The 18,285-nt window shown below is 71.1% G+C and carries 15 protein-coding genes; 6 read left to right on the forward strand and 9 right to left on the reverse strand.

Translation table 11 applies throughout. The features are described from left to right. Nucleotides 1–3: 3 nt before the first annotated feature. The 4 genes from LUX31_RS05380 to LUX31_RS05395 are packed head-to-tail and all read right to left on the reverse strand — an operon-like array spanning nt 4 to nt 4,400. Entirely contained in the window at nt 4–786 is a 783-nt protein-coding gene (locus LUX31_RS05380) for a CDP-alcohol phosphatidyltransferase family protein (protein WP_235473497.1), read from the reverse strand. After that, nucleotides 764–1,825, reverse strand: a complete 1,062-nt coding sequence (locus LUX31_RS05385) for an iron-containing alcohol dehydrogenase family protein (protein WP_235473499.1) — start codon at nt 1,823–1,825, stop codon at nt 764–766. The genes LUX31_RS05380 and LUX31_RS05385 overlap by 23 nt, the downstream gene beginning before the upstream one ends. Further along, the gene (locus tag LUX31_RS05390) at nt 1,813–2,565 is read right to left on the reverse strand and encodes a phosphocholine cytidylyltransferase family protein (RefSeq protein ID WP_235473501.1); all 753 of its coding nucleotides are present in this window, start codon (nt 2,563–2,565) and stop codon (nt 1,813–1,815) included. The genes LUX31_RS05385 and LUX31_RS05390 overlap by 13 nt, the downstream gene beginning before the upstream one ends. Then, nucleotides 2,562–4,400 carry a DUF5941 domain-containing protein gene (locus LUX31_RS05395; RefSeq protein ID WP_235473502.1) on the reverse strand — a complete coding sequence of 613 codons (1,839 nt, stop codon included), beginning with the start codon at nt 4,398–4,400 and terminating at the stop codon, nt 2,562–2,564. Before LUX31_RS05395 ends, LUX31_RS05390 begins: the two co-directional genes overlap by 4 nt. 361 nt (nt 4,401–4,761) lie before the next feature. Between LUX31_RS05395 and LUX31_RS05400 the strand changes: the two genes are divergently transcribed. Both LUX31_RS05400 and idi read left to right on the forward strand, forming a co-directional pair. Continuing rightward, nucleotides 4,762–5,697 (forward strand): cation diffusion facilitator family transporter, encoded by a 936-nt coding sequence (locus tag LUX31_RS05400; protein ID WP_235473504.1) that lies wholly within the window; start codon nt 4,762–4,764, stop codon nt 5,695–5,697. Between the two features lie 231 nt (nt 5,698–5,928). Further along, a complete protein-coding gene (idi, locus tag LUX31_RS05405; protein WP_235473505.1) occupies nt 5,929–6,525 on the forward strand; it encodes an isopentenyl-diphosphate Delta-isomerase in 597 nt (198 codons plus the stop codon). A 14-nt stretch (nt 6,526–6,539) separates the two neighbouring features. Here idi and LUX31_RS05410 read toward each other — a convergent pair whose 3' ends face one another. Beyond that, complete coding sequence (locus LUX31_RS05410) at nt 6,540–7,049, reverse strand: ATP-binding protein (RefSeq protein WP_235479800.1); 510 nt, start codon at nt 7,047–7,049, stop codon at nt 6,540–6,542. 207 nt (nt 7,050–7,256) lie between these two features. Here LUX31_RS05410 and LUX31_RS05415 point away from each other — a divergent pair, with 207 nt between their 5' ends. The 3 genes from LUX31_RS05415 to LUX31_RS05420 all read left to right on the forward strand — a co-directional run bounded on the left by LUX31_RS05415 (nt 7,257) and on the right by LUX31_RS05420 (nt 10,708). Next, nucleotides 7,257–8,015, forward strand: a complete 759-nt coding sequence (locus LUX31_RS05415; protein WP_235473506.1) for an enoyl-CoA hydratase/isomerase family protein — start codon at nt 7,257–7,259, stop codon at nt 8,013–8,015. Nucleotides 8,016–8,095: 80 nt separating this feature from the next. After that, nucleotides 8,096–8,227, forward strand: a complete 132-nt coding sequence (locus LUX31_RS37420) for an LPFR motif small protein (RefSeq protein ID WP_268828115.1) — start codon at nt 8,096–8,098, stop codon at nt 8,225–8,227. Between the two features lie 105 nt (nt 8,228–8,332). Then, a complete protein-coding gene (locus LUX31_RS05420) occupies nt 8,333–10,708 on the forward strand; it encodes a Tex family protein (RefSeq protein WP_235473507.1) in 2,376 nt (791 codons plus the stop codon). Between the two features lie 412 nt (nt 10,709–11,120). Here the strand turns inward: LUX31_RS05420 and LUX31_RS05425 are convergent, their stop codons facing one another. Both LUX31_RS05425 and LUX31_RS05430 read right to left on the reverse strand, forming a co-directional pair. Further along, nucleotides 11,121–12,764, reverse strand: coding sequence for an ABC-F family ATP-binding cassette domain-containing protein (locus tag LUX31_RS05425; protein WP_235473508.1), 1,644 nt, complete (start codon nt 12,762–12,764; stop codon nt 11,121–11,123). A gap of 48 nt (nt 12,765–12,812) precedes the next feature. Further along, complete coding sequence (locus tag LUX31_RS05430) at nt 12,813–13,856, reverse strand: oxidoreductase (RefSeq protein WP_235473509.1); 1,044 nt, start codon at nt 13,854–13,856, stop codon at nt 12,813–12,815. 90 nt (nt 13,857–13,946) lie between these two features. Between LUX31_RS05430 and LUX31_RS05435 the strand changes: the two genes are divergently transcribed. Further along, nucleotides 13,947–14,867: an FAD-dependent oxidoreductase gene (locus LUX31_RS05435; protein WP_235479801.1), complete on the forward strand. Its 921-nt coding sequence runs from the start codon at nt 13,947–13,949 to the stop codon at nt 14,865–14,867. A gap of 174 nt (nt 14,868–15,041) precedes the next feature. Here LUX31_RS05435 and LUX31_RS05440 read toward each other — a convergent pair whose 3' ends face one another. Together LUX31_RS05440 and LUX31_RS05445 are read right to left on the reverse strand one after the other, a co-directional pair. After that, nucleotides 15,042–16,313 carry a M14 family metallopeptidase gene (locus LUX31_RS05440; protein WP_235473510.1) on the reverse strand — a complete coding sequence of 424 codons (1,272 nt, stop codon included), beginning with the start codon at nt 16,311–16,313 and terminating at the stop codon, nt 15,042–15,044. After that, the gene (locus tag LUX31_RS05445) at nt 16,310–18,262 is read right to left on the reverse strand and encodes a Xaa-Pro dipeptidyl-peptidase (RefSeq protein ID WP_235473512.1); all 1,953 of its coding nucleotides are present in this window, start codon (nt 18,260–18,262) and stop codon (nt 16,310–16,312) included. The genes LUX31_RS05440 and LUX31_RS05445 overlap by 4 nt, the downstream gene beginning before the upstream one ends. Nucleotides 18,263–18,285 lie beyond the last annotated feature (23 nt).

Below are 18,285 nucleotides of genomic sequence, written 5' to 3' on the forward strand. Positions count from 1 at the left end.
TCCTCACCGGAGCCTGCTGGAGGCGAGGATGGACACGAGGTGCAGCACGGTCTGCAGGATCGCGATGCCGGCCAGTACGGCGATGCCGAGGCGGGTCCAGAACAGGTCGCCGCCGAAGGCGTCGAGGATCGCCACGAAGAGGATGAACAGGCTCGCCTCGACGCCGCCGATCAGCCGGTGGAACTTCAGCGCGGCAGCGGCCTTGCGAGCCAGGGCGAGCCCCTCGGAGCGCGGCACCGACAGCTCCTCCTTGGCCGCCTCCAGACCGCTGCGGGAGCGGGCCACGTCCACCAGGTCGGTCTCCGCCTTGATCAGGATCGCGCCGAGCGCGGCCAGGGTGCCGAGGAACGCCCACAGCCACTCGGGTGCCCCGGAGCCGTCCCACAGGTCGGCGCCGCGCAGCCCGAAGCCGATCAGCAGGGCCGACTCGGACAGGTAGTGGCCGATGCGGTCGAGGTACACGCCGGTGATCGAGGTCTGGCCCCGCCAGCGGGCGATCTCGCCGTCGACGCAGTCGAGGAGCAGGTACAGCTGGATCAGTACGGCACCGAGAACCGCCCCGGTGAGGCCGGGCACCAGGAGGGCCGCGCCCGCCAGACCGCCCGCGACGACCATCAGGTACGTGAGCTGGTTGGGCGTGATCCTGGTGTCCACCAGGTACGGGTCGACCCGCAGGGACACCTCACGCATGTAGAGGCGTCCCGCCCAGTGCTCGCCGCTGCGCCGGTCCTTCACCCCTTCGGGGTGGACGACGGGGCGTAGTTCAGCTACCGATGGCCTTGACATAGTCCGCGTACGTGTCCTTGATCTGGTCGTTCGTGAGGTCGAGGTGTTCCAGGATCGTGTAGCGACCGGGTCTGGTCTGCGGGGCGTACTCGACGACCCGTACGAACTCGTCCGTGGTGAAGCCGATCTCCTCCGGCAGCACCGGCAGCCCGTGCCGGCGCAGTACCTCGGCCATGTACGCCGCTTCCTCGGCCGCGCCCCGCAGGTACATGGCGAACGCGGCGCCGAGGCCGCACTGTTCGCCGTGGCTGGCGGCGCGCTTGGGGTACAGCAGGTCGAAGGCGTGGTTGATCTCGTGACAGGCGCCCGAGGAGGGGCGGGAGTCACCCGACACCGACATGGCGATACCGGTGAGGACCAGTGCCTCGGCCAGCACCTGGAGGAACGCGTTGTCGCCGACCCCGCCGGGGTGGCGCAGCACGGCCTCGCCGGCCTGGCGGGCCATCGCGGCGGCGAGGCCGTCGACCTTCTCGCCGTTGACCTCGCTCGCCAGCTCCCAGTCGGCGACCGCAGAGATGTTCGACATGGCGTCGCCGATCCCGGAGCGCACGAACCGCGCCGGCGCCTCACGGATCACATCGAGGTCGATGACGACGGCGATCGGGTTCGGAACGCCGTACGAGCCGCGCCCCGCGTCGTTGTCGAGGGTGGCGACCGGGGAGCACAGACCGTCGTGCGCGAGGTTGGTGGCGACGGCGACCAGCGGCAGGCCCACGCGGGCCGCGGCGAACTTGGCGCAGTCGATGATCCGGCCGCCGCCGAGGCCGACGACGGCGTCGTAGTGGCTGGACTTGATGGCGTCGGCCAGTCGGATCGCGTCGTCGATGGTGCCGCCGGCGACCTCGTACCAGCTCGCGCCGGGCAGCGCCGGGGCGAGCCGGGCGCGCAGCTTGGCGCCGGAGCCGGCGCTGACCGCGACGGCGATCTTCCCGGAGTGCGAGATCCGCTGGTCGAACAGCACGTCCGCCAGATGGTTCAGGGCTCCCCGGCGGATGTCGACGACGACCGGCGAGGGGATCAGCCTCGTCAGTACCGGCACGCGATCTCCCGTCCTCGGGCGAGATCGTCGTGGTTGTCTATCTCGACCCACGGGACCTCGCCTATGGGTGCCACGTCGATCCGGAAGCCGCGGTCGACCAGTTCCTGGTAGCCGTGCTCGTAGAACTGCTGGGGGTCGGTCTCCCACACGGTCTTCAGGGCGTCGGCCAGGTCGTCGGCGGCGGCACCCTCGATGAGGGTGACACCGATGTACTCGCCGGTGGCCTCGGCCGGGTCCATCAGCTTGGTGATCCTGCGCACGCCCTTCTCCGGGTCCACGACCACCTTCATCTCCTCGTCGGCGAGATCCTTCACCGTGTCGAGGGCCAGGATGATGCGCTTCCCGTCGCCGCGCGCGGCGAGCAGGGTCTTCTCGACGGAGACGGGGTGCACGGTGTCGCCGTTGGCGAGGATGACCCCGTCGGCGAGGGCGTCCCGGCCGCACCAGAGGGAGTAGGCGTTGTTCCACTCCTCGGCGCGGTCGTTGTCGATGAGGGTGAGCTTCAGCCCGTACTTCTCCTCCAGGGCCGCCTGCCGCTCGTACACGGTCTCCTTGCGGTATCCGACGATGATCGCGGCCTCGGTGAGGCCGATCTCGGCGAAGTTGGCGAGGGTGAGGTCGAGGACGGTGGGGCCGTCCTCGTCGCCCGCGGGGCCGACCGGCACGAGAGCCTTGGGCAGGCTGTCGGTGTAGGGGCGCAGACGCCGTCCGGCGCCGGCCGCCAGCACGAGGCCGATCATGCGGGTTCTCCTTCGTCGTGTACGGCGGGCGCGCCGCCCTGGTGGGCGGTCACCCAGTAGCGGATGCTCTCGGCGAGCACCAGCAGGGCCACGACCACGGCGAGGACCGTGAGCGCGACCACGAACTGCGAGGCACTGAGCAGTGCGGCCAGTACGACGACCACCAGCGTCCGGCCCTCGTGCCCTCCGCTCGCCCGTACCAGCCAGCGCGGGGGCGCTCCGGCGTTGCCACGGATGCGGTACACCGTGTCGTAGTGATGGTAGGCGACGGCGGCCACGAGGCCGAAAGCCGCGGGAAGTGCTCCGTTTACCTCCGCTTTGCCCGCGAGAAGGAGGACTGTGCCGTATTCGGCGGCCCGGAAGAGCGGGGGGACGAGCCAGTCGAGGCGTCCGATGAGGGGCAGACCGACCGCGCCGGCCGCGCCGAGCACGTACAGCGCGGCGAAGGCGACGGGCACCCAACTGCCGTAGGGGAACAGCCACACGGCGCCGGTCAGCAGGACCGTGAATTCCAGCGCCGCGAGGAAGCGCGAAGTCGGATTGGGCATGGGGATGCGCCCGAGCCGCTCCGCGAGCGGCCCGCTGTCCGCGAGGTCCGCCAAGGCACGCGTCGCCCGTTCAGTGCGCTGGGCCGTTCGGGTGAGTGAGCGCAGGACGCGGCCCGCCGTGGTGTACGTCGCCGCGAAGCCGCAGCCGATGAGCAACACGGTCAGGGTGGTCCGGGGGGTCGTGAACGCCGTGAGGACGGCGATCAGGGCCCAGCGCTCGCCGATCGGCAGGACGATCATCCGGCGTACCCAGACCGTCCAGCCGACGCTGTCGAGGCGGTCGGAGAGGGCGGCCGTGGGGCTGGTGTTGGCCGTGGCGTCGTGATTCGCCTCGTTGAAGGAGAAGTCGACGACGTGCCGACAGGTCTGCAGGATCATCGCGCCGAGGGCGAGGGCCCAGACGTCGTCGCCGCCCCGGGCCGCGCCCAGTGCGAGGCCCGCGTAGAAGGCGTACTCCTTGGCGCGGTCGAAGGTGGCGTCGAGCCAGGCGCCGAGCGTCGAGTACTGGAGGGAGTAACGGGCGAGCTGGCCGTCCGTGCAGTCCAGGACGAAGGAGACGAGCAGGAGCACGCCGGCGAGGACGAAGCCGCCGCGTGTACCGGTGGCCGCGCAGCCCGCCGCGATCAGCGCGGTGAGCAGCGAGGCGGTGGTGACCTGGTTCGGGGTGAGTCCGCGGCGGGCGCACCAGCGCGCGAGGTAGCGGGAGTACGGGCTGACGCAGAAGGTCGTGAAGAAGCCGTCCCGGGACTTCACGGCCGACTTCAGGCGTACGGCCTCGTCGTCGACGGTGGCTACGGCCTGCCGTGCCTCGTTGCGGGCCTGCGGGTCGGCGGGGACGGCGGCGGTCAGGCTACCCAGCTCGGGGCGGTGGACGTCGGTGCCGTCCGCCTCCAGGGCGAGGGCGATGCGGTCGGCGAGGCTGTCCACGGCGACGGCGGAGGCGGAGGTGGCCCTGCCGGGGCCCGTCGGGGCGTCCGCGTCCGTGGAGATCTCCCGGGCCAGTACGCGGGTCAGGGCCGTGCGGCCGGCGTCGGGCTGGGCCGTGACGGCGCCCGGTACGGCGGCGAGCGGGAAGCGGGGGTCGGTGAGGCCGAGGCGCAGGGCGTGGAGGTGTCCGACGAAGCGGGCGTCGACGATGGCGACCCGTTCGTCGCAGGCTGCTTCGGCGAGGAGGGTCTCGGTGTCGGCGACGTCGGTCGCGCTCCGCACGTCGAAGCCGAGGAACCGCAGATCGTCCTCGATCGACGATCCGGGAACCGGCTGACCCGTGAGGATGGCGGTCGGCAACCGAACTCACTCCCTGGACACCGACGCGTGCACGCCGGTCATTTACATGATGGTGGGGGAAACCCTGACCCACGGTGGCCGGGCAGCATGTCGGCAGAGGTTATCGGATGAGGCCGCGCCCGTGTTCACCGGCTGTTCACGGCCCCCCGCCGTGACCGGCGTCGGGGACCATCGCGACCGCTGCCGCCGAACCCGTACCCGGGCGATCTCCGCACCCCTGACCTGCGATTCGTTTCCGCAGGTCAGGGCACATGACAACGGTGTTCAGCGTCGCGTTGCCACATACCCCCCACCCGTAGTTCACTGTGATCACGGGACGGGGGTTCGGACTGAGTGCGGGACGACACAGGAGGCGGCTTCCATGGGGGCTGGGCACGATCACGGGCACGCGCACGGCGCGCCGACCACGGGTACGGCGGCAGCCGCGTACCAGGGGCGGCTGCGTATCGCGCTGGCCATCACGCTCACCGTCATGGTGGTCGAGGTCGTCGGCGGGGTCGTCGCCGACTCGCTCGCGCTGATCGCGGACGCGGCGCACATGGCGACGGACGCGCTGGGCCTGGGCATGGCCCTGCTCGCGATCCACTTCGCGAACCGCCCGCCGAGCGGCAACCGCACCTTCGGGTACGCCCGCGCCGAGATCCTCGCCGCGCTCGCCAACTGTCTGCTGCTGCTCGGCGTCGGTGGATACGTCCTGTACGAGGCGATCCAGCGGTTCGTCACCCCTGCGGACACGGAGGGCGGGGTGACCGTCGTCTTCGGTCTGATCGGTCTGGTCGCGAACATGATCTCGCTGACGATGCTGATGCGCGGCCAGAAGGAGAGCCTGAACGTGCGCGGCGCCTTCCTGGAGGTCGCGGCGGACGCGCTGGGCTCGCTGGCGGTGCTGGTCTCGGCGCTGGTCATCATGGCCACGGGCTGGCAGCGGGCCGACCCCGTCGCCTCGGTCGTCATCGGTCTGATGATCGTCCCGCGCACCGTCAAGCTGCTGCGCGAGACCCTGAACGTGCTCCTGGAGGCGGCTCCCCGGGGCGTCGACATGGCGGAGGTTCGGGCCCACATAGTGGCGCTGCCCGGCGTGGAGGACGTACACGATCTGCACGCCTGGACGATCACCTCCGGGATGCCGGTGCTGTCGGCGCACGTGGTCGTCAGTTCGGACGTGCTGAGCAGCATCGGGCACGAGAAGATGCTGCACGAGCTCCAGGGCTGCCTGGGCGACCACTTCGACGTGGAGCACTGCACCTTCCAGCTGGAGCCGGGCGGGCACGCGGAGCACGAGTCCATCTGCCACTGAGCCCGTTCCACGGGCCGTCCCGACCGGAACGCAGCCGTCCGGCGCGCGCCCGCGTCCCCTTCTTCAAGCCCCCCTTCCGGGCGGTTCCACGGCCGGGGAACAGGGCACGATTGACTATCCGGTCGCTGTCCGGGGGCTTTCGCGCCGGACATGCGGGGGTGCCGCGAAGTGCCGGGAGTGCCGGATCCGTACGGCAGACTTGGGGCTCGAAGACCGAGGCGAAGGATGGGTATGCCGATCACACCTGCCACCGCGACGCACAACAGTTCGTCGAACGGCACAGCAGAAGCGATCTTGCTCGAACTGGTCGACGAGAACGGCACGACGATCGGCACCGCCGAGAAGCTCTCCGCCCACCAGCCACCGGGCCGGCTCCACCGGGCGTTCTCCGTCTTCCTCTTCGACGAGCAGGGCCGGCTGCTGCTCCAGCAGCGCGCGCTGGGCAAGTACCACTCCCCCGGTGTCTGGTCCAACACCTGCTGCGGCCACCCGTACCCCGGTGAGGCGCCCTTCGCGGCGGCGGCCCGGCGGACGTACGAGGAGCTGGGGATCTCCCCGTCGCTGCTCGCCGAGGCGGGCACGGTCCGCTACAACCACCCGGACCCGGAGTCGGGCCTGGTGGAGCAGGAGTACAACCATCTGTTCGTCGGAATGGCGCAGTCGCCGCTCGCGCCGGACCCGGAGGAGGTCGGGGACACGGCCTTCGTGACCCCGGCCGAGCTGGCGGAGCGGCATGCGAAGGAGCCGTTCTCGGCCTGGTTCATGACCGTCCTCGACGCGGCCCGCCCGGCGGTCCGGGAACTGACGGGCCCGACGGCCGGCTGGTGACGACCGGGTGACCGCTACGGCAGTGGTGGTGCGGGTTTGAGCGGCAGGGCCGCCCAGACGACCTTGCCGCCGCTCGCCGTGTGTTCGATGTCGCACACCCCGCCCGCCTCCCTGGCGATCTCGCGGACCAGGAGCAGTCCGCGTCCGCCGGTCCGGCCGTGGTCGGCCTCCAGGGCGGTCGGGCGGTAGGGGTGGTTGTCCTCCACGGACACCCGCACCCACTCGGCGCCGACGGCGACCTCCACGGCGAGCGTCGGCGACAGCAGCGCCGCGTGCCGTACGGCGTTGGTCGCCAGCTCCGAGACGATCAGCAGCAGTCCGTGCACCAGGTCCGGCGAGGCGGGTACGCCCTGCCGGTACAGCAGGTCCCGGACGGCGTGCCGCGCCTGCGGGACGGAGGCGTCGACAGCGGGAGCGGTGAACCTCCAGACCCCTTCGTAGGGAAGCGGATCCAGGGGTCTCCGCTCGATGGGTACGCCGTCGTCCGCTGGGCGTGCGTCCGACTCGCGCCCATGGTTCTCCATCGTCCGGTCGCCGCCCTCGCGCTCGATTGTCACCACACGACGAGTGTTGGTAACGCCGGGTCCCCACCGGAGAACTGAACAGAAGTCAGCACGTATCGAGCGCTTCTGACGAGTGAGGTGCGGGCGATGCATATATGCGACTGGACCTGGTCGTAAGCTGCTGGCTTCGTGAACTTTTCGGGTTGTACGGCGGATACGATCCGGCCCATGGAGCCGCAGCTGACCCACAGTGCCGCCGAGGGTATCGCCACCGTCGTCATCCGCAACCCGGCCAAGCGCAACGCCATGACGGCCGGCATGTGGCGGGCGCTGCCGCCGCTGCTCGACACCCTGGCCGCCGATCCGGACGTGCGGGTCCTGGTGCTCACCGGGGCGGGCGGGACATTCTGCGCGGGGGCCGACATCTCGACGCTCCAGGGCTCGCCGGAGGAGGCGCAGCGGCTGGCCGTACGGGCGGAGGACACGCTCGCGGCCTTCCCCAAGCCGACGCTGGCGGCGGTCCGCGGGCACTGTGTGGGCGGCGGGGCACAGCTCGCGGCGGCCTGCGACCTGCGGTTCGCCGAGGAGGGGGCACTGTTCGGGGTGACACCGGCGAAGCTGGGCCTGGTGTACCCGGCGTCGTCGACCCGCCGGCTGGCAGCCCTGGTCGGCCCGGCGACGGCCAAGTACCTCCTGTTCTCGGGCGAGCTGATCGACACGGAACGGGCACTGCGCACCGGCTTCCTCGACGAGGTGCTGCCCGGCGACGAACTCGACAAGCGGGTCGCGGAGTTCACCCGCGTCCTCACCTCACGCTCACGCCTCACCCAGGCGGCGGCGAAGGAGTTCGCGAACGGACGCACCGACCGGGACGCGTACTGGGCAGAGCAGGCGCGGGACGGCCGCGAGGCCGCGGAGGGGGTCGCCGCGTTTTTGGAGCGGCGGCGGCCGGAGTTCTCCTGGACGGGCCCCGCGCCTCGCCCCTGACGGGTGCCACGCATGGACGGCGATCTCCGAGGTACCCGGTTGTTCCGGCCGTGGTGGCCGGGAGACGAAAGGAGAGTCGCGTGTTCCGTGCTATCGCAGACATACTGCGCCAGATCGGTGGCGCCATAGCCACCGTCGTGACCCTGCCGTTCCGGGCGCTGGCCCGGCTTTTCGGCGGGGCCTCGGGGTCGACTCGTCGCCGACGAGCCTGACCCAGGGGCCGCCCCGGCCCGCCGGTCCGGCGGCCTGATCCCCGGTTGTCGGTGCCACCTGCCACAATTGCCGCGCAACCTCAGTGGAGAAGGCGGTACGGGATCGTGACGACACCCCTCGTAGGGTCCATCGAAGGCAGGATCGCCGAGGAACTCGGCGTACGGGAGCGGCAGGTGAGAGCCGCCGTCGAGTTGCTCGACGGGGGTTCGACGGTTCCCTTCATCGCCCGCTACCGCAAGGAAGCGACCGAGATGCTCGACGATGCGCAGCTGCGCACGTTGGAGGAGCGGCTGCGCTATCTGCGGGAGCTGGAGGAGCGGCGGGCCGCGATCCTCGAATCGGTGCGCGAGCAGGACAAGCTGACGCCCGAGGTCGAGGCGCAGATCCGCGGTGCCGAGACGAAGGCGCGCCTGGAGGACATCTATCTGCCGTTCAAGCCGAAGCGGCGGACGAAGGCGCAGATCGCGCGCGAGGCCGGTCTTGAGCCGCTGGCCGAGGGGCTGCTCGGCGACCCGACGGTGGACCCGCTCGCCGCGGCGGCTGCCTTCGTGGACGCCGACAAGGGCGTCGCCGATCCGCAGGCCGCGCTGGACGGCGCCCGCGCGATCCTCACCGAGCGGTTCTCGGAGGACGCCGACCTGATCGGCGAGGTGCGCGAGCGCATGTGGGTGCGTGGGCGGCTGGCCGCCAAGGTCAAGGAGGGCAAGGAGGAGGCGGGCGCCAAGTTCGCCGACTACTTCGACTTCGCCGAGCCCTTCACCGCCCTGCCCTCGCACCGCATCCTCGCGATGCTGCGCGGCGAGAAGGAGGACGTCCTCGACCTGGTCCTGGAGCCGGAGGAGCCGACGGAGGGCCCTTCCTCGTACGAGGGGATCATCGCCCACCGGTTCGGGGTCGCCGAGCGCGGCCGGCCCGGCGACAAGTGGCTCGTCGACACCGTGCGCTGGGCCTGGCGGACCCGGATCCTGGTGCACCTCGGCATCGACGTGCGCCTTCGGCTGCGTACGGTCGCGGAGGACGAGGCGGTCAACGTGTTCGCGGCGAACCTGCGCGACCTGCTGCTCGCCGCTCCGGCCGGTACGCGCGCGACGCTGGGGCTCGACCCCGGGTTCCGTACGGGCGTGAAGGTGGCCGTGGTGGACGCGACGGGCAAGGTCGTCGCCACGGACGTGATCTATCCGCACGTACCGGCGAACAAGTGGGACGAGGCGCTGGCCAAGCTGGCGCGGCTCGCCAAGGAGCACGCGGTCGAGCTGGTCGCGATCGGCAACGGCACGGCGTCCCGCGAGACCGACAAGCTCGCCGGTGAACTCATCACCAAGCACCCGGAGTTGAAGCTCACCAAGGTGATGGTGTCCGAGGCGGGCGCGTCCGTGTACTCGGCGTCGGCGTTCGCCTCGCAGGAGCTGCCGGACATGGACGTGTCGCTGCGCGGGGCGGTGTCGATCGCGCGGCGGCTGCAGGACCCGCTGGCCGAGCTGGTGAAGATCGACCCGAAGTCGATCGGGGTCGGGCAGTACCAGCACGACCTGTCCGAGGTGAAGCTGTCGCGGTCATTGGACGCGGTGGTCGAGGACTGTGTGAACGGTGTGGGTGTTGATGTCAACACGGCTTCCGCGCCGCTGCTCTCCCGGGTCTCCGGCATCTCCTCCGGGCTCGCGGAGAACATCGTGTCGCACCGGGACGCCAATGGGCCGTTCAAGTCGCGGTCCCAGCTGAAGGGGGTCGCGCGGCTCGGGCCGAAGGCGTACGAGCAGTGTGCGGGGTTCCTGCGGATCCGGGGCGGGGACGATCCGCTGGACGCGTCCAGTGTGCACCCGGAGGCGTATCCGGTGGTGCGGCGGATGGTGAAGTCGGCGGGGAGCGGGGTCGCCTCCCTGGTCGGGAACACGGCGGTGCTGCGGTCGTTGCGGCCCGACGACTTCGTCGACGAGACGTTCGGTCTGCCGACGGTGACGGACATCCTGCGCGAGCTGGAGAAGCCCGGGCGCGACCCTCGGCCCGCCTTCAAGACGGCCACCTTCAAGGACGGGGTCGAGAAGATCGGCGACCTGTCCTCCGGGATGGTGCTGGAGGGGGTGGTCACGAACGTGGCGGCCTTCGGGGCGTTCGTGGATGTCGGTGTCCACCAGGACGGGCTGGTGCATGTGTCGGCGATGTCGAAGACGTTCGTCAAGGACCCGCACGACGTCGTGAAGTCCGGGGACATCGTCAAGGTGAAGGTGCTTGACGTGGACATTCCCCGGAAGCGGATTTCGCTGACGCTGCGGCTGGACGACGAGGCGGTGCCCTCCGGGGAGGGGCAGGGGCAGGGCGGGGGCCGGCCTCAGCAGCGTGGCGGTCGGCCGCCTCAGCCTCGGCAGCAGCAGCGGCAGGGAGGTGGAAGCGGAGGCGCTCGGCAGGGGGCGCCCGCGCCGGGGAACAGTGCGATGGCGGATGCGTTGCGGAAGGCGGGGTTGGTGGATCCCAAACGGAGGTGAACGCTGGTGAGTGCCGGGTGCCCTTGGTTATGAGGGCACCCGGCGTTGGCGCCGACCGCGGGGTGGGTCGCGCAGCCCGGCGCTGTACGGGGTGCCGCTGCGCCCACCCGTGCCGCCCCTAGCGGCACGCATGCCCGCAGCTAAGCGGGTTTGACGGTGCCGCCGAGGCGGGAGCCGCCAGGGTGGGCACCGCCCAGCAGCGCGCATGCTCAGCTGGGCGGGAGTCGGCGGGCGAGCCGGCCCCGCGGCTCGGCGCCTGCGGGCTCCGGCCCGCTGGGGCGCCCCTTCAGGGGCGCGGGGAACTGCGCGATCAACCCCCACCGACCCGCAGCCGGACAGCCAGGGACGGACGGGCTTTTCAGGGGCGCGGGGAACTGCGCGGCCAGCCCCCACCGGGCCGCAGCCAGGCCCGCTACGCCAGCTCCGACACCTTGCCGGCTGCCACCTCGAAGCGGCGGGTGACTCGTACCGCGTCCAGCATTCTGCGGTCGTGGGTTACGAGGAGGAGCGTGCCCTCGTACGAGTCGAGGGCCTGTTCCAGTTGTTCGATAGCCGGGAGGTCGAGGTGGTTGGTCGGTTCGTCCAGGACCAGGAGGTTCACGCCTCGGCCCTGGAGAAGTGCCAGGGCTGATCTGGTGCGCTCGCCGGGGGACAGCGTCGCCGCCGGGCGTAGGACATGCTCCGCCTTCAGGCCGAACTTGGCCAGGAGGGTGCGGACCTCCGCCGGCTCCGTGTCCGGGACCGCCTCGCAGAACGCGTCCAGCAGGGCCTCCGGGCCGTGGAAGAGTTTGCGGGCCTGGTCCACTTCCCCTACCACCACACCCGAGCCGAGCGCGGCGTGCCCCGCGTCCAGCGGGACACGGCCGAGCAGTGCGCCCAAGAACGTCGACTTGCCCGCGCCGTTCGCTCCCGTTACCGCGATCCGGTCCGCCCAGTCGATCTGGACGCTCACCGGGCCGAGCGTGAAGCCCGCGCGGCGCACCTCCGCGTCCCGCAGGGTGGCGACGACCGAGCCGGAGCGCGGGGCCGCCGCGATCTCCATGCGCAGCTCCCACTCCTTGCGCGGCTCCTCGACGACGTCCAGGCGTTCGATCATGCGCTGCGTCTGGCGGGCCTTCGCGGCCTGCTTCTCACTCGCCTCGCTGCGGAACTTGCGGCCGATCTTGTCGTTGTCGTTGTTCGCCTTGCGCCGGGCGTTCTTGACGCCCTTGTCCATCCAGCCACGCTGCATCTGGGCCCGGTCCTGGAGGGCGGAGCGTTTGTCGGCGTACTCCTCGAAGTCGTCGCGGGCGTGCCTGCGGGCGACCTCGCGCTCCTCCAGATAGGCCTCGTAGCCGCCGCCGTACAGCCTGATCTGCTGCTGGACCAGGTCGAGTTCGAGGACTTTCGTGACCGTGCGAGTGAGGAACTCGCGGTCGTGGCTGACGACGAGCGTGCCCGCGCGCAGGCCCTTGACGAAGCGTTCCAGGCGCTCCAGGCCGTCGAGATCCAGGTCGTTCGTGGGCTCGTCGAGGAGGAAGACGTCGTAGCGGGAGAGGAGGAGCGAGGCCAGGCCCGCCCTTGCCGCCTGGCCGCCCGACAGGGACGTCATCGGCTGGTCCAGGTCCACCGTCAGGGCCAGGGAGTCCGCGACCTCCTCCGCCCGTTCGTCGAGGTCGGCGCCGCCGAGGTCGAGCCAGCGCTCCAGGCTTGTCGAGTACGCGTCGTCCGCGCCCGGCAAGCCGTCCACCAGGGCCTGGGTCGCCTCGTCCATGACCCGCTGGGCCTCGGCCACGCCCGTACGGCGCGCGAGGAAATCGCGGACGGTCTCGCCCTCCCGGCGCTCCGGCTCCTGCGGGAGATGGCCGACGCTCGCGGTCGGCGGGGAGAGCCGCAGCTCGCCCTGCTCGGGCGGGAGCAGCCCGGCGAGCATCTTCAGCAGCGTGGACTTGCCCGCGCCGTTGGCTCCGACCAGCCCGATCACGTCTCCGGGCGCGACGACGAGGTCGAGCCCGGAGAAGAGGGAGCGGTCGCCGTGGCCGGCGGCGAGGTTCTTGGCGACGAGGGTGGCAGTCATCAGGTTGCCGATCCTAACCGCCGTCCGTGGTCCGCCGCGTCCGGGATTTCACCGTGCCATCGGCTCCACCAGCACGGTTCCCGACGTACGCGCCACGATGAACGACTCACCCTTCACCGCCTTCGCGTCCAGGGCGATGCGGTGCCGGCCCGGTTCGAGGATGCCGTCGAAGACCTCCTGGGCCTGGGTGCGGTACAGGCGGTCCTGGCGGTACGCGGTGAGGTGGACGCGGCAGGTGGAGGTGACCTCTATGCCCGCCTCGCCGTCGGCCGCGACCAGGCGGGTGAGGCGGCGCCGCTCCAACGGGCTGCGGTCCAGGGCGTGTTCGATCTGGGCGACGAGGAGCGGGACGATCGGGGCGAGCCCGTCGACGTACGCCACCTCGACGCCCGCGTGTTCGAAGGAACGGCGTACGGACGCACGTTCCTCCTCGTCGATCGCGCGGCCGAAGGCGACGGCGCCGTAGCCGCGCAGCTCGTCGGCGGGGACGTCCGTGGCGTCCCGGGTGATGTCCGCGCCGATGCCGATGGTGCGCAGGGCGGCGGCGAGCTTGGCGAGGACGGCGACCCGGGCGCCGATCAGCAGGACCCGGCGGCGGGCCGCGCCCGGTTCCACGGACTCCGCCGCCTCCGCGGTGTCGAGGAGGGAGCCGAGGGCCTCCCGGTACTCGGCGCCCGGGAAACGGAAGGGCCCGATGCCGTGGTAGCCGTTCTGCTCCAGGTCGGCGTGGGTGTCCGTCTGCCAGGCGAAGTCGCGCCACACATAGTCGTCGCCGTCCTTCTCGATGGCCGCCGTCACGGCACCGCACGCGAGGTCCGCGCACTCGGGACAGCCGTAGATGACGTACCGGCCGCCCTCCAGGGGTGCGTCGGCCTCCAGGAGCAGGCCGCGGACCTGGGCGGTGAAGATCGCGGGCGGGACGTCGGAGGCGAGCGGGGAGACCGCGTCGAGGTCGGAGAGCTGGTAGAGGAGGGGACGGCCGTCGACGATGAAGTCGAGGAAGTCCCGGTGGACTTGGTAGTCACCGTTGGCGAGGACTCCACCGGCACGCATCGCCGGTGCCAGGCCGAAGGTGGCGTACTCGGCAGACATGATGTGAGTATCCCCAGACTGGGAGTGATCTGAGCACGGCATGACATATTCCGCTACCGTCCGCGCGTGGAGACGCGGCGGAGTGGTGAGGTGATCGTGGTCGGCGGCGGGGTCATCGGCCTGACGACGGCGGTGGTGCTGGCCGAGCAGGGCCGGCGGGTCCGGGTGTGGCAGAGGGAGCCCGCCGAGCGGACCACCTCGGCCGTTGCGGGTGCGCTGTGGTGGCCGTACCGGATCGAGCCGGAGGCGCTCACCGGGGAGTGGGCGCTCGCGTCGTTCTCCGTCTACGAGGCGCTGGCGGAGCGGCCCGGGGAGACGGGCGTACGCATGGTCGAGGGTGTACAGGCCGGGCAGCGGCTGGACGAGCTGGGTCCGTGGGCCGCGCGGGTACCGGGGCTGCGGGAGACGGGCGAAGGACTTCGGGCCCGGCTGCCGTTGATCGACATGCCGGTGCATCTGGGGTGGCTGCGGGAACGGTTCCTCGCGGCGGGCGGGGTCGTGGAGGAACGGTCCGTCGAGAGTCTCGCCGAGGCGACCGGGGCCGACGGGGTGGATGTCGTCGTCAACTGCACGGGGCTCGGGGCGCGCGATCTTGTGCCCGATCCGGCCGTACGTCCCGTGCGGGGGCAGTTGGTCGTCGTGGAGAACCCGGGGATCACGACGTGGTTCACCGCGGCCGGGCACTCCGGCTCGAAGACCACGTACTTCTTCCCGCAGCCGGGCGGGCTGATCCTGGGCGGTACGGCGGAGGAGGACGAGTGGTCGCTGGTGCCTGATCCGGCAGTGGCCGAGGAGATCGTGCGGCGCTGTGCGGTTGTACGGCCGGCGATCGCCGGCGCGAGGGTGCTGGGTCATCGGGTTGGGCTGCGGCCCGCCCGTGATGCGGTGCGGCTGGAACGTGAACTGGTCGGTGGGGGGCGGGTGTTGGTGCACAACTATGGGCATGGTGGGGCGGGGGTTACGGTCGCCTGGGGGTGTGCGGCGGGCGCTGCGCGGCTTGTCGGGGGGTGAGTGGGTTTGTTTTTTGCTGCGGGTCGGTGGGGGCTGGTCGCGCAGTTCCCCGCGCCCCTGTCGGGGGCGCTCGCGCGCCACCCGACATCACCAGCCCAGCCCCCTCCGCCACGGACAACTCGATTCCCGCCCCCTCCGCAACGGACCACCGCGGACAACCCGCTTCCTGCCCGCTCAGCAGTTCGTGTCCGGCTCCCCCTCCGTCAGGTGGTACGGGGCACGCTCGTCCAGGAGCAGTGGTACCAGGGCGCGTAGTGACTGGCGCAGGGGGACATACGCCCCGTCCGTCTCCGGCCTGACCCGTACTCCGTGCAGCGCCAACTCGTCGGCCACCTCCTCGTACTGCTCGCCCGTGAGCCGGTAGCCGCATGCCGGGTTCTCTATGACCTCGGACGGTTCGGCCGGGTCGTTGTCCGCGCCGCCGAGGTAGACCGGGCCGGTGTCCCGGTAGCCGGTCAGGCGGGCGGTGGCGGTGGCCGTGTCGACCTGTCGGCCCCGTTCTCCGGCGAAGCTGAACAGGCCCTTCAGGGCGGCCAGTTGGGAGTTCACCCGGCGTCGGTTGTTGTCCGGCTCGGGTGTTCCCTCCGTCAATGGCTCCACGCGGCTCTCGATCAGCAGCCCGACCGAATGCTTCACGCCTGACATGTTCCGCAGGATGCGTTCCTGCCCGTCCCCGGCGACCTGGCGGATCGGGTCACCGGTGACGGGGTCGGTCCAGATGCCGTACGTGCCGGTCGTGAACCCGGCGCTTCCGGCGGCCGGCCGTACGTACGTCTGGGACAGGGTCTGTGCCTCGGTGTGGACGGCCGCGTCGGTGTTGAGGTTGCGCGGCCAGAGGTCGAACAGGTCCTTGTCGTAGTAGAGGGGCGTGGCGCCGTACTCGTGCAGGTCGTAGACGACGTCGGGTTGGCGGTCGCGCAGGACCGCCGCCATCGCGCGCGCTTCCGCCGTCTGGAGGGACAGGTGGTCGCGGTTGATGTCGACGCCGTCGCTGTTGCCCCGGGTGTCGGCGGCCCGGCCGTCGGGGTTGGCCGTGGGGACGACGAGCACCGTGGTGCGGGACAGGAACTCCTTCGTCCGCGCGTCCTTCGCGTACGCCAGGTCGCGGATCGTCGTCAGGCAGGCCTCGCGGCCGGACGGCTCGTCGCCGTGCTGGCTGCAGATGAGCAGCACGGTGCGGGTGGTCGGGCGTTCGCCGATGCGTACGAGTTGGAGGGGGCGGTTCTGTTTGGTGGTGCCGATGCCAGTGAGCGTCACTCGGGCGCTCGCCCGGTCTACGGCCGTGAGGAAGTCCTGCTCCTCGGGCTGGCTGGTCCAGCGGGCGCCGTTCGTCTGCTCGAATCCGGTGCGTGGGGGCGCCGGTTGGGCATCGGCGGCATAGGCGGGGGCCGACAGTAACGGTGCGGCGAGGGCCGCGGCGGTCACCACGGCCAGACGCGGGTTCATATCGCTCCCGGGATGCGGTGGGCGGCGCGCGGGTCGCGTACGCCGTCGAGGAGGGTCGGGGTCTGGGTGGCCGGGACGGTACCCGTCGTGGCCCGCGCGAACGTGCCCGCACCGCCGACGAGGGGCACCCTGGCCGTCGTACGGGACAGGTCGAGCGTGAGGGTCGGGGTGGTCGACGGCGGGTCGATGAGGTCCTTGTCGGTGCCCGCGACGATCAGGGCGAGGCGGTGGCCCGCCGGGATCACGTGGTCGGTGGCGTGCAGGTCGAGGGTGATCGTGTAGCGCTTGCCCGGGGTGAGCGGGACGCCCTTCGTGGCCGAGGCGTGGTTGCCCAGGTCGGCCCAGCCGCGGCTGAGGATCGTGTAGTCGACGGCGGTCGTCTTCGCCTGCGTCGAGCGGAAGCAGGAGCTGTCGCCGGTGGTGCTCGGGCCCCAGCAGGTACGGTCGGTGAGGGTGGTGATGCCCTCGGCGGGGTCGGCGTAGTCGCGGATGATGTCGGGGCCGAGGTCGACCAGGACGGCGGTCAAGTGGGCCGTGGTGGTGCTTGGGGTGGCGGTCACGGTCACCGTGGACGAGCCCGATACGCGCAGGTCGGTGGCGAGTGGTGCGGTGGTGAAGCCGGCCTTGCCGGGTGTCGAACTGTCGATCTGCGCCGACCAGTCGGTCTCGCTCAGGGTCGGGTCGTCGGTGAACCTCTCCGTGCCGGACTGCTTGCGCAGGCCCAGGGTGCCGACGCCGGGCTGTGCGCCGGTGCCGGGGCGCAGGGTCACGGTGTCCGTGGTGCGGGGCGGCCAGGTGTTCGAGGTGACCCACTGGTCGGGGTGGCGTTCGATGTCAGCCATGGGCTCGTCGTCGATGCCGTTGTCGTAGCCGAGGAGTTCGTGGTCGAACCAGCGGTGCAGGGTGTCGACCCAGGCGGCGCGGCGGAAGTCGAAGGGGTCGACGTGGCCGGTCTGGGAGAGCCAGATCTTGCGCTCGACGCGGTTCTTCGCGAGGGCGTCCCACCACTGACCGAAGTGCTTGGGGCGGACGTTGAGGTCCTGCTGGCCGTGGATGACGAAGACGCTGGCCTTGATCTTCCGGGCGTCCTTCACATAGTCGCGCTCGGTCCAGAAGCGGGTCCAGTCGCCGGAACGCGGGGCTCCGTCGACGATCTTCCGCTGTACGGCGGCGCACTTGGCGCGGGCGGCGGGGCTCTCGACGTAGTCCGACAGCCATTCGGGGCCGGAGTCGTAGAGGGGGGCGCCCTTGGCGAAGTAGTAGTCGTACCAGGAGGAGATGGCGCTGATCGGGACGATCGTCTCCAGGCCCTTGACGCCCGTGGCGGCCACGCCGTTGGCGATCGTGCCGTCGTAGCTCTTGCCGATCATGCCCGTCTTGCCGTTGGTCCAGGTCGCCTTGGCGCGGTCGGTGCCCGTGCGGGTCGTGTATGCCTTGGCGCGGCCGTTCAGCCAGTCGACGACGGCCTTCGCGGACTGGATGTCGGAGCGTCCGCCGACATCGACGCAGCCGTCGGAGCGGTTGGTGCCGGCCAGGTCGACGCCGACGAAGGCGTAGCCGCGCGGTACGAAGTAGTTGTCGTAGAACAGTGGCATCTGGACAACGTTGCCGTTCGCGTCGTACGTCTTGCGCTGGCTCTCGTTGCCGCGTCCGCAGCAGGAGTAGTAGGGGCTGGCGTCCATGATCACGGGTACCTTGCGGCCCCGCGCGGCGAGTTCGCGCGGCCGGACGATGTCGACGGCCACGCGGTCGGTCTTCCCGTCGCTGTCGCCGTCGAGTCCGGTGTCCACCCAGACGGCCTCGCGGATGGCGTTGTCGTACGAGTAGACGGGTCTGCTCTCCCGTGGGGCGCTGTGGGCGACGGCCGGGGTGAGCAGGACGGCCATGAGGGCGGCGGTGGCCGCCGTCGCGAGCGTTCTCCAGGTCGTGAAGCGCGTGCGTTTCGGCATGTGCCGGACGGTACTGCGGTCAA

The organism is Streptomyces sp. GQFP (assembly GCF_021545335.1).
Classification (GTDB): domain Bacteria; phylum Actinomycetota; class Actinomycetes; order Streptomycetales; family Streptomycetaceae; genus Streptomyces.

What these genes read in the sequence shown, in the direction of transcription:
- LUX31_RS05445 (WP_235473512.1), bottom strand. Translation starts at nt 18,262, where the DNA reads ATGCCGAAACGCACGCGCTTCACGACCTGGAGAACGCTCGCGACGGCG.
- LUX31_RS05430 (WP_235473509.1), bottom strand. Translation starts at nt 13,856, where the DNA reads ATGTCTGCCGAGTACGCCACCTTCGGCCTGGCACCGGCGATGCGTGCC.
- LUX31_RS05440 (WP_235473510.1), bottom strand. Translation starts at nt 16,313, where the DNA reads ATGAACCCGCGTCTGGCCGTGGTGACCGCCGCGGCCCTCGCCGCACCG.
- LUX31_RS05410 (WP_235479800.1), bottom strand. Translation starts at nt 7,049, where the DNA reads ATGGAGAACCATGGGCGCGAGTCGGACGCACGCCCAGCGGACGACGGC.
- LUX31_RS05425 (WP_235473508.1), bottom strand. Translation starts at nt 12,764, where the DNA reads ATGACTGCCACCCTCGTCGCCAAGAACCTCGCCGCCGGCCACGGCGAC.
- LUX31_RS05390 (WP_235473501.1), bottom strand. Translation starts at nt 2,565, where the DNA reads ATGATCGGCCTCGTGCTGGCGGCCGGCGCCGGACGGCGTCTGCGCCCC.
- idi (WP_235473505.1), top strand. Translation starts at nt 5,929, where the DNA reads ATGCCGATCACACCTGCCACCGCGACGCACAACAGTTCGTCGAACGGC.
- LUX31_RS05380 (WP_235473497.1), bottom strand. Translation starts at nt 786, where the DNA reads ATGTCAAGGCCATCGGTAGCTGAACTACGCCCCGTCGTCCACCCCGAA.
- LUX31_RS05415 (WP_235473506.1), top strand. Translation starts at nt 7,257, where the DNA reads ATGGAGCCGCAGCTGACCCACAGTGCCGCCGAGGGTATCGCCACCGTC.
- LUX31_RS05400 (WP_235473504.1), top strand. Translation starts at nt 4,762, where the DNA reads ATGGGGGCTGGGCACGATCACGGGCACGCGCACGGCGCGCCGACCACG.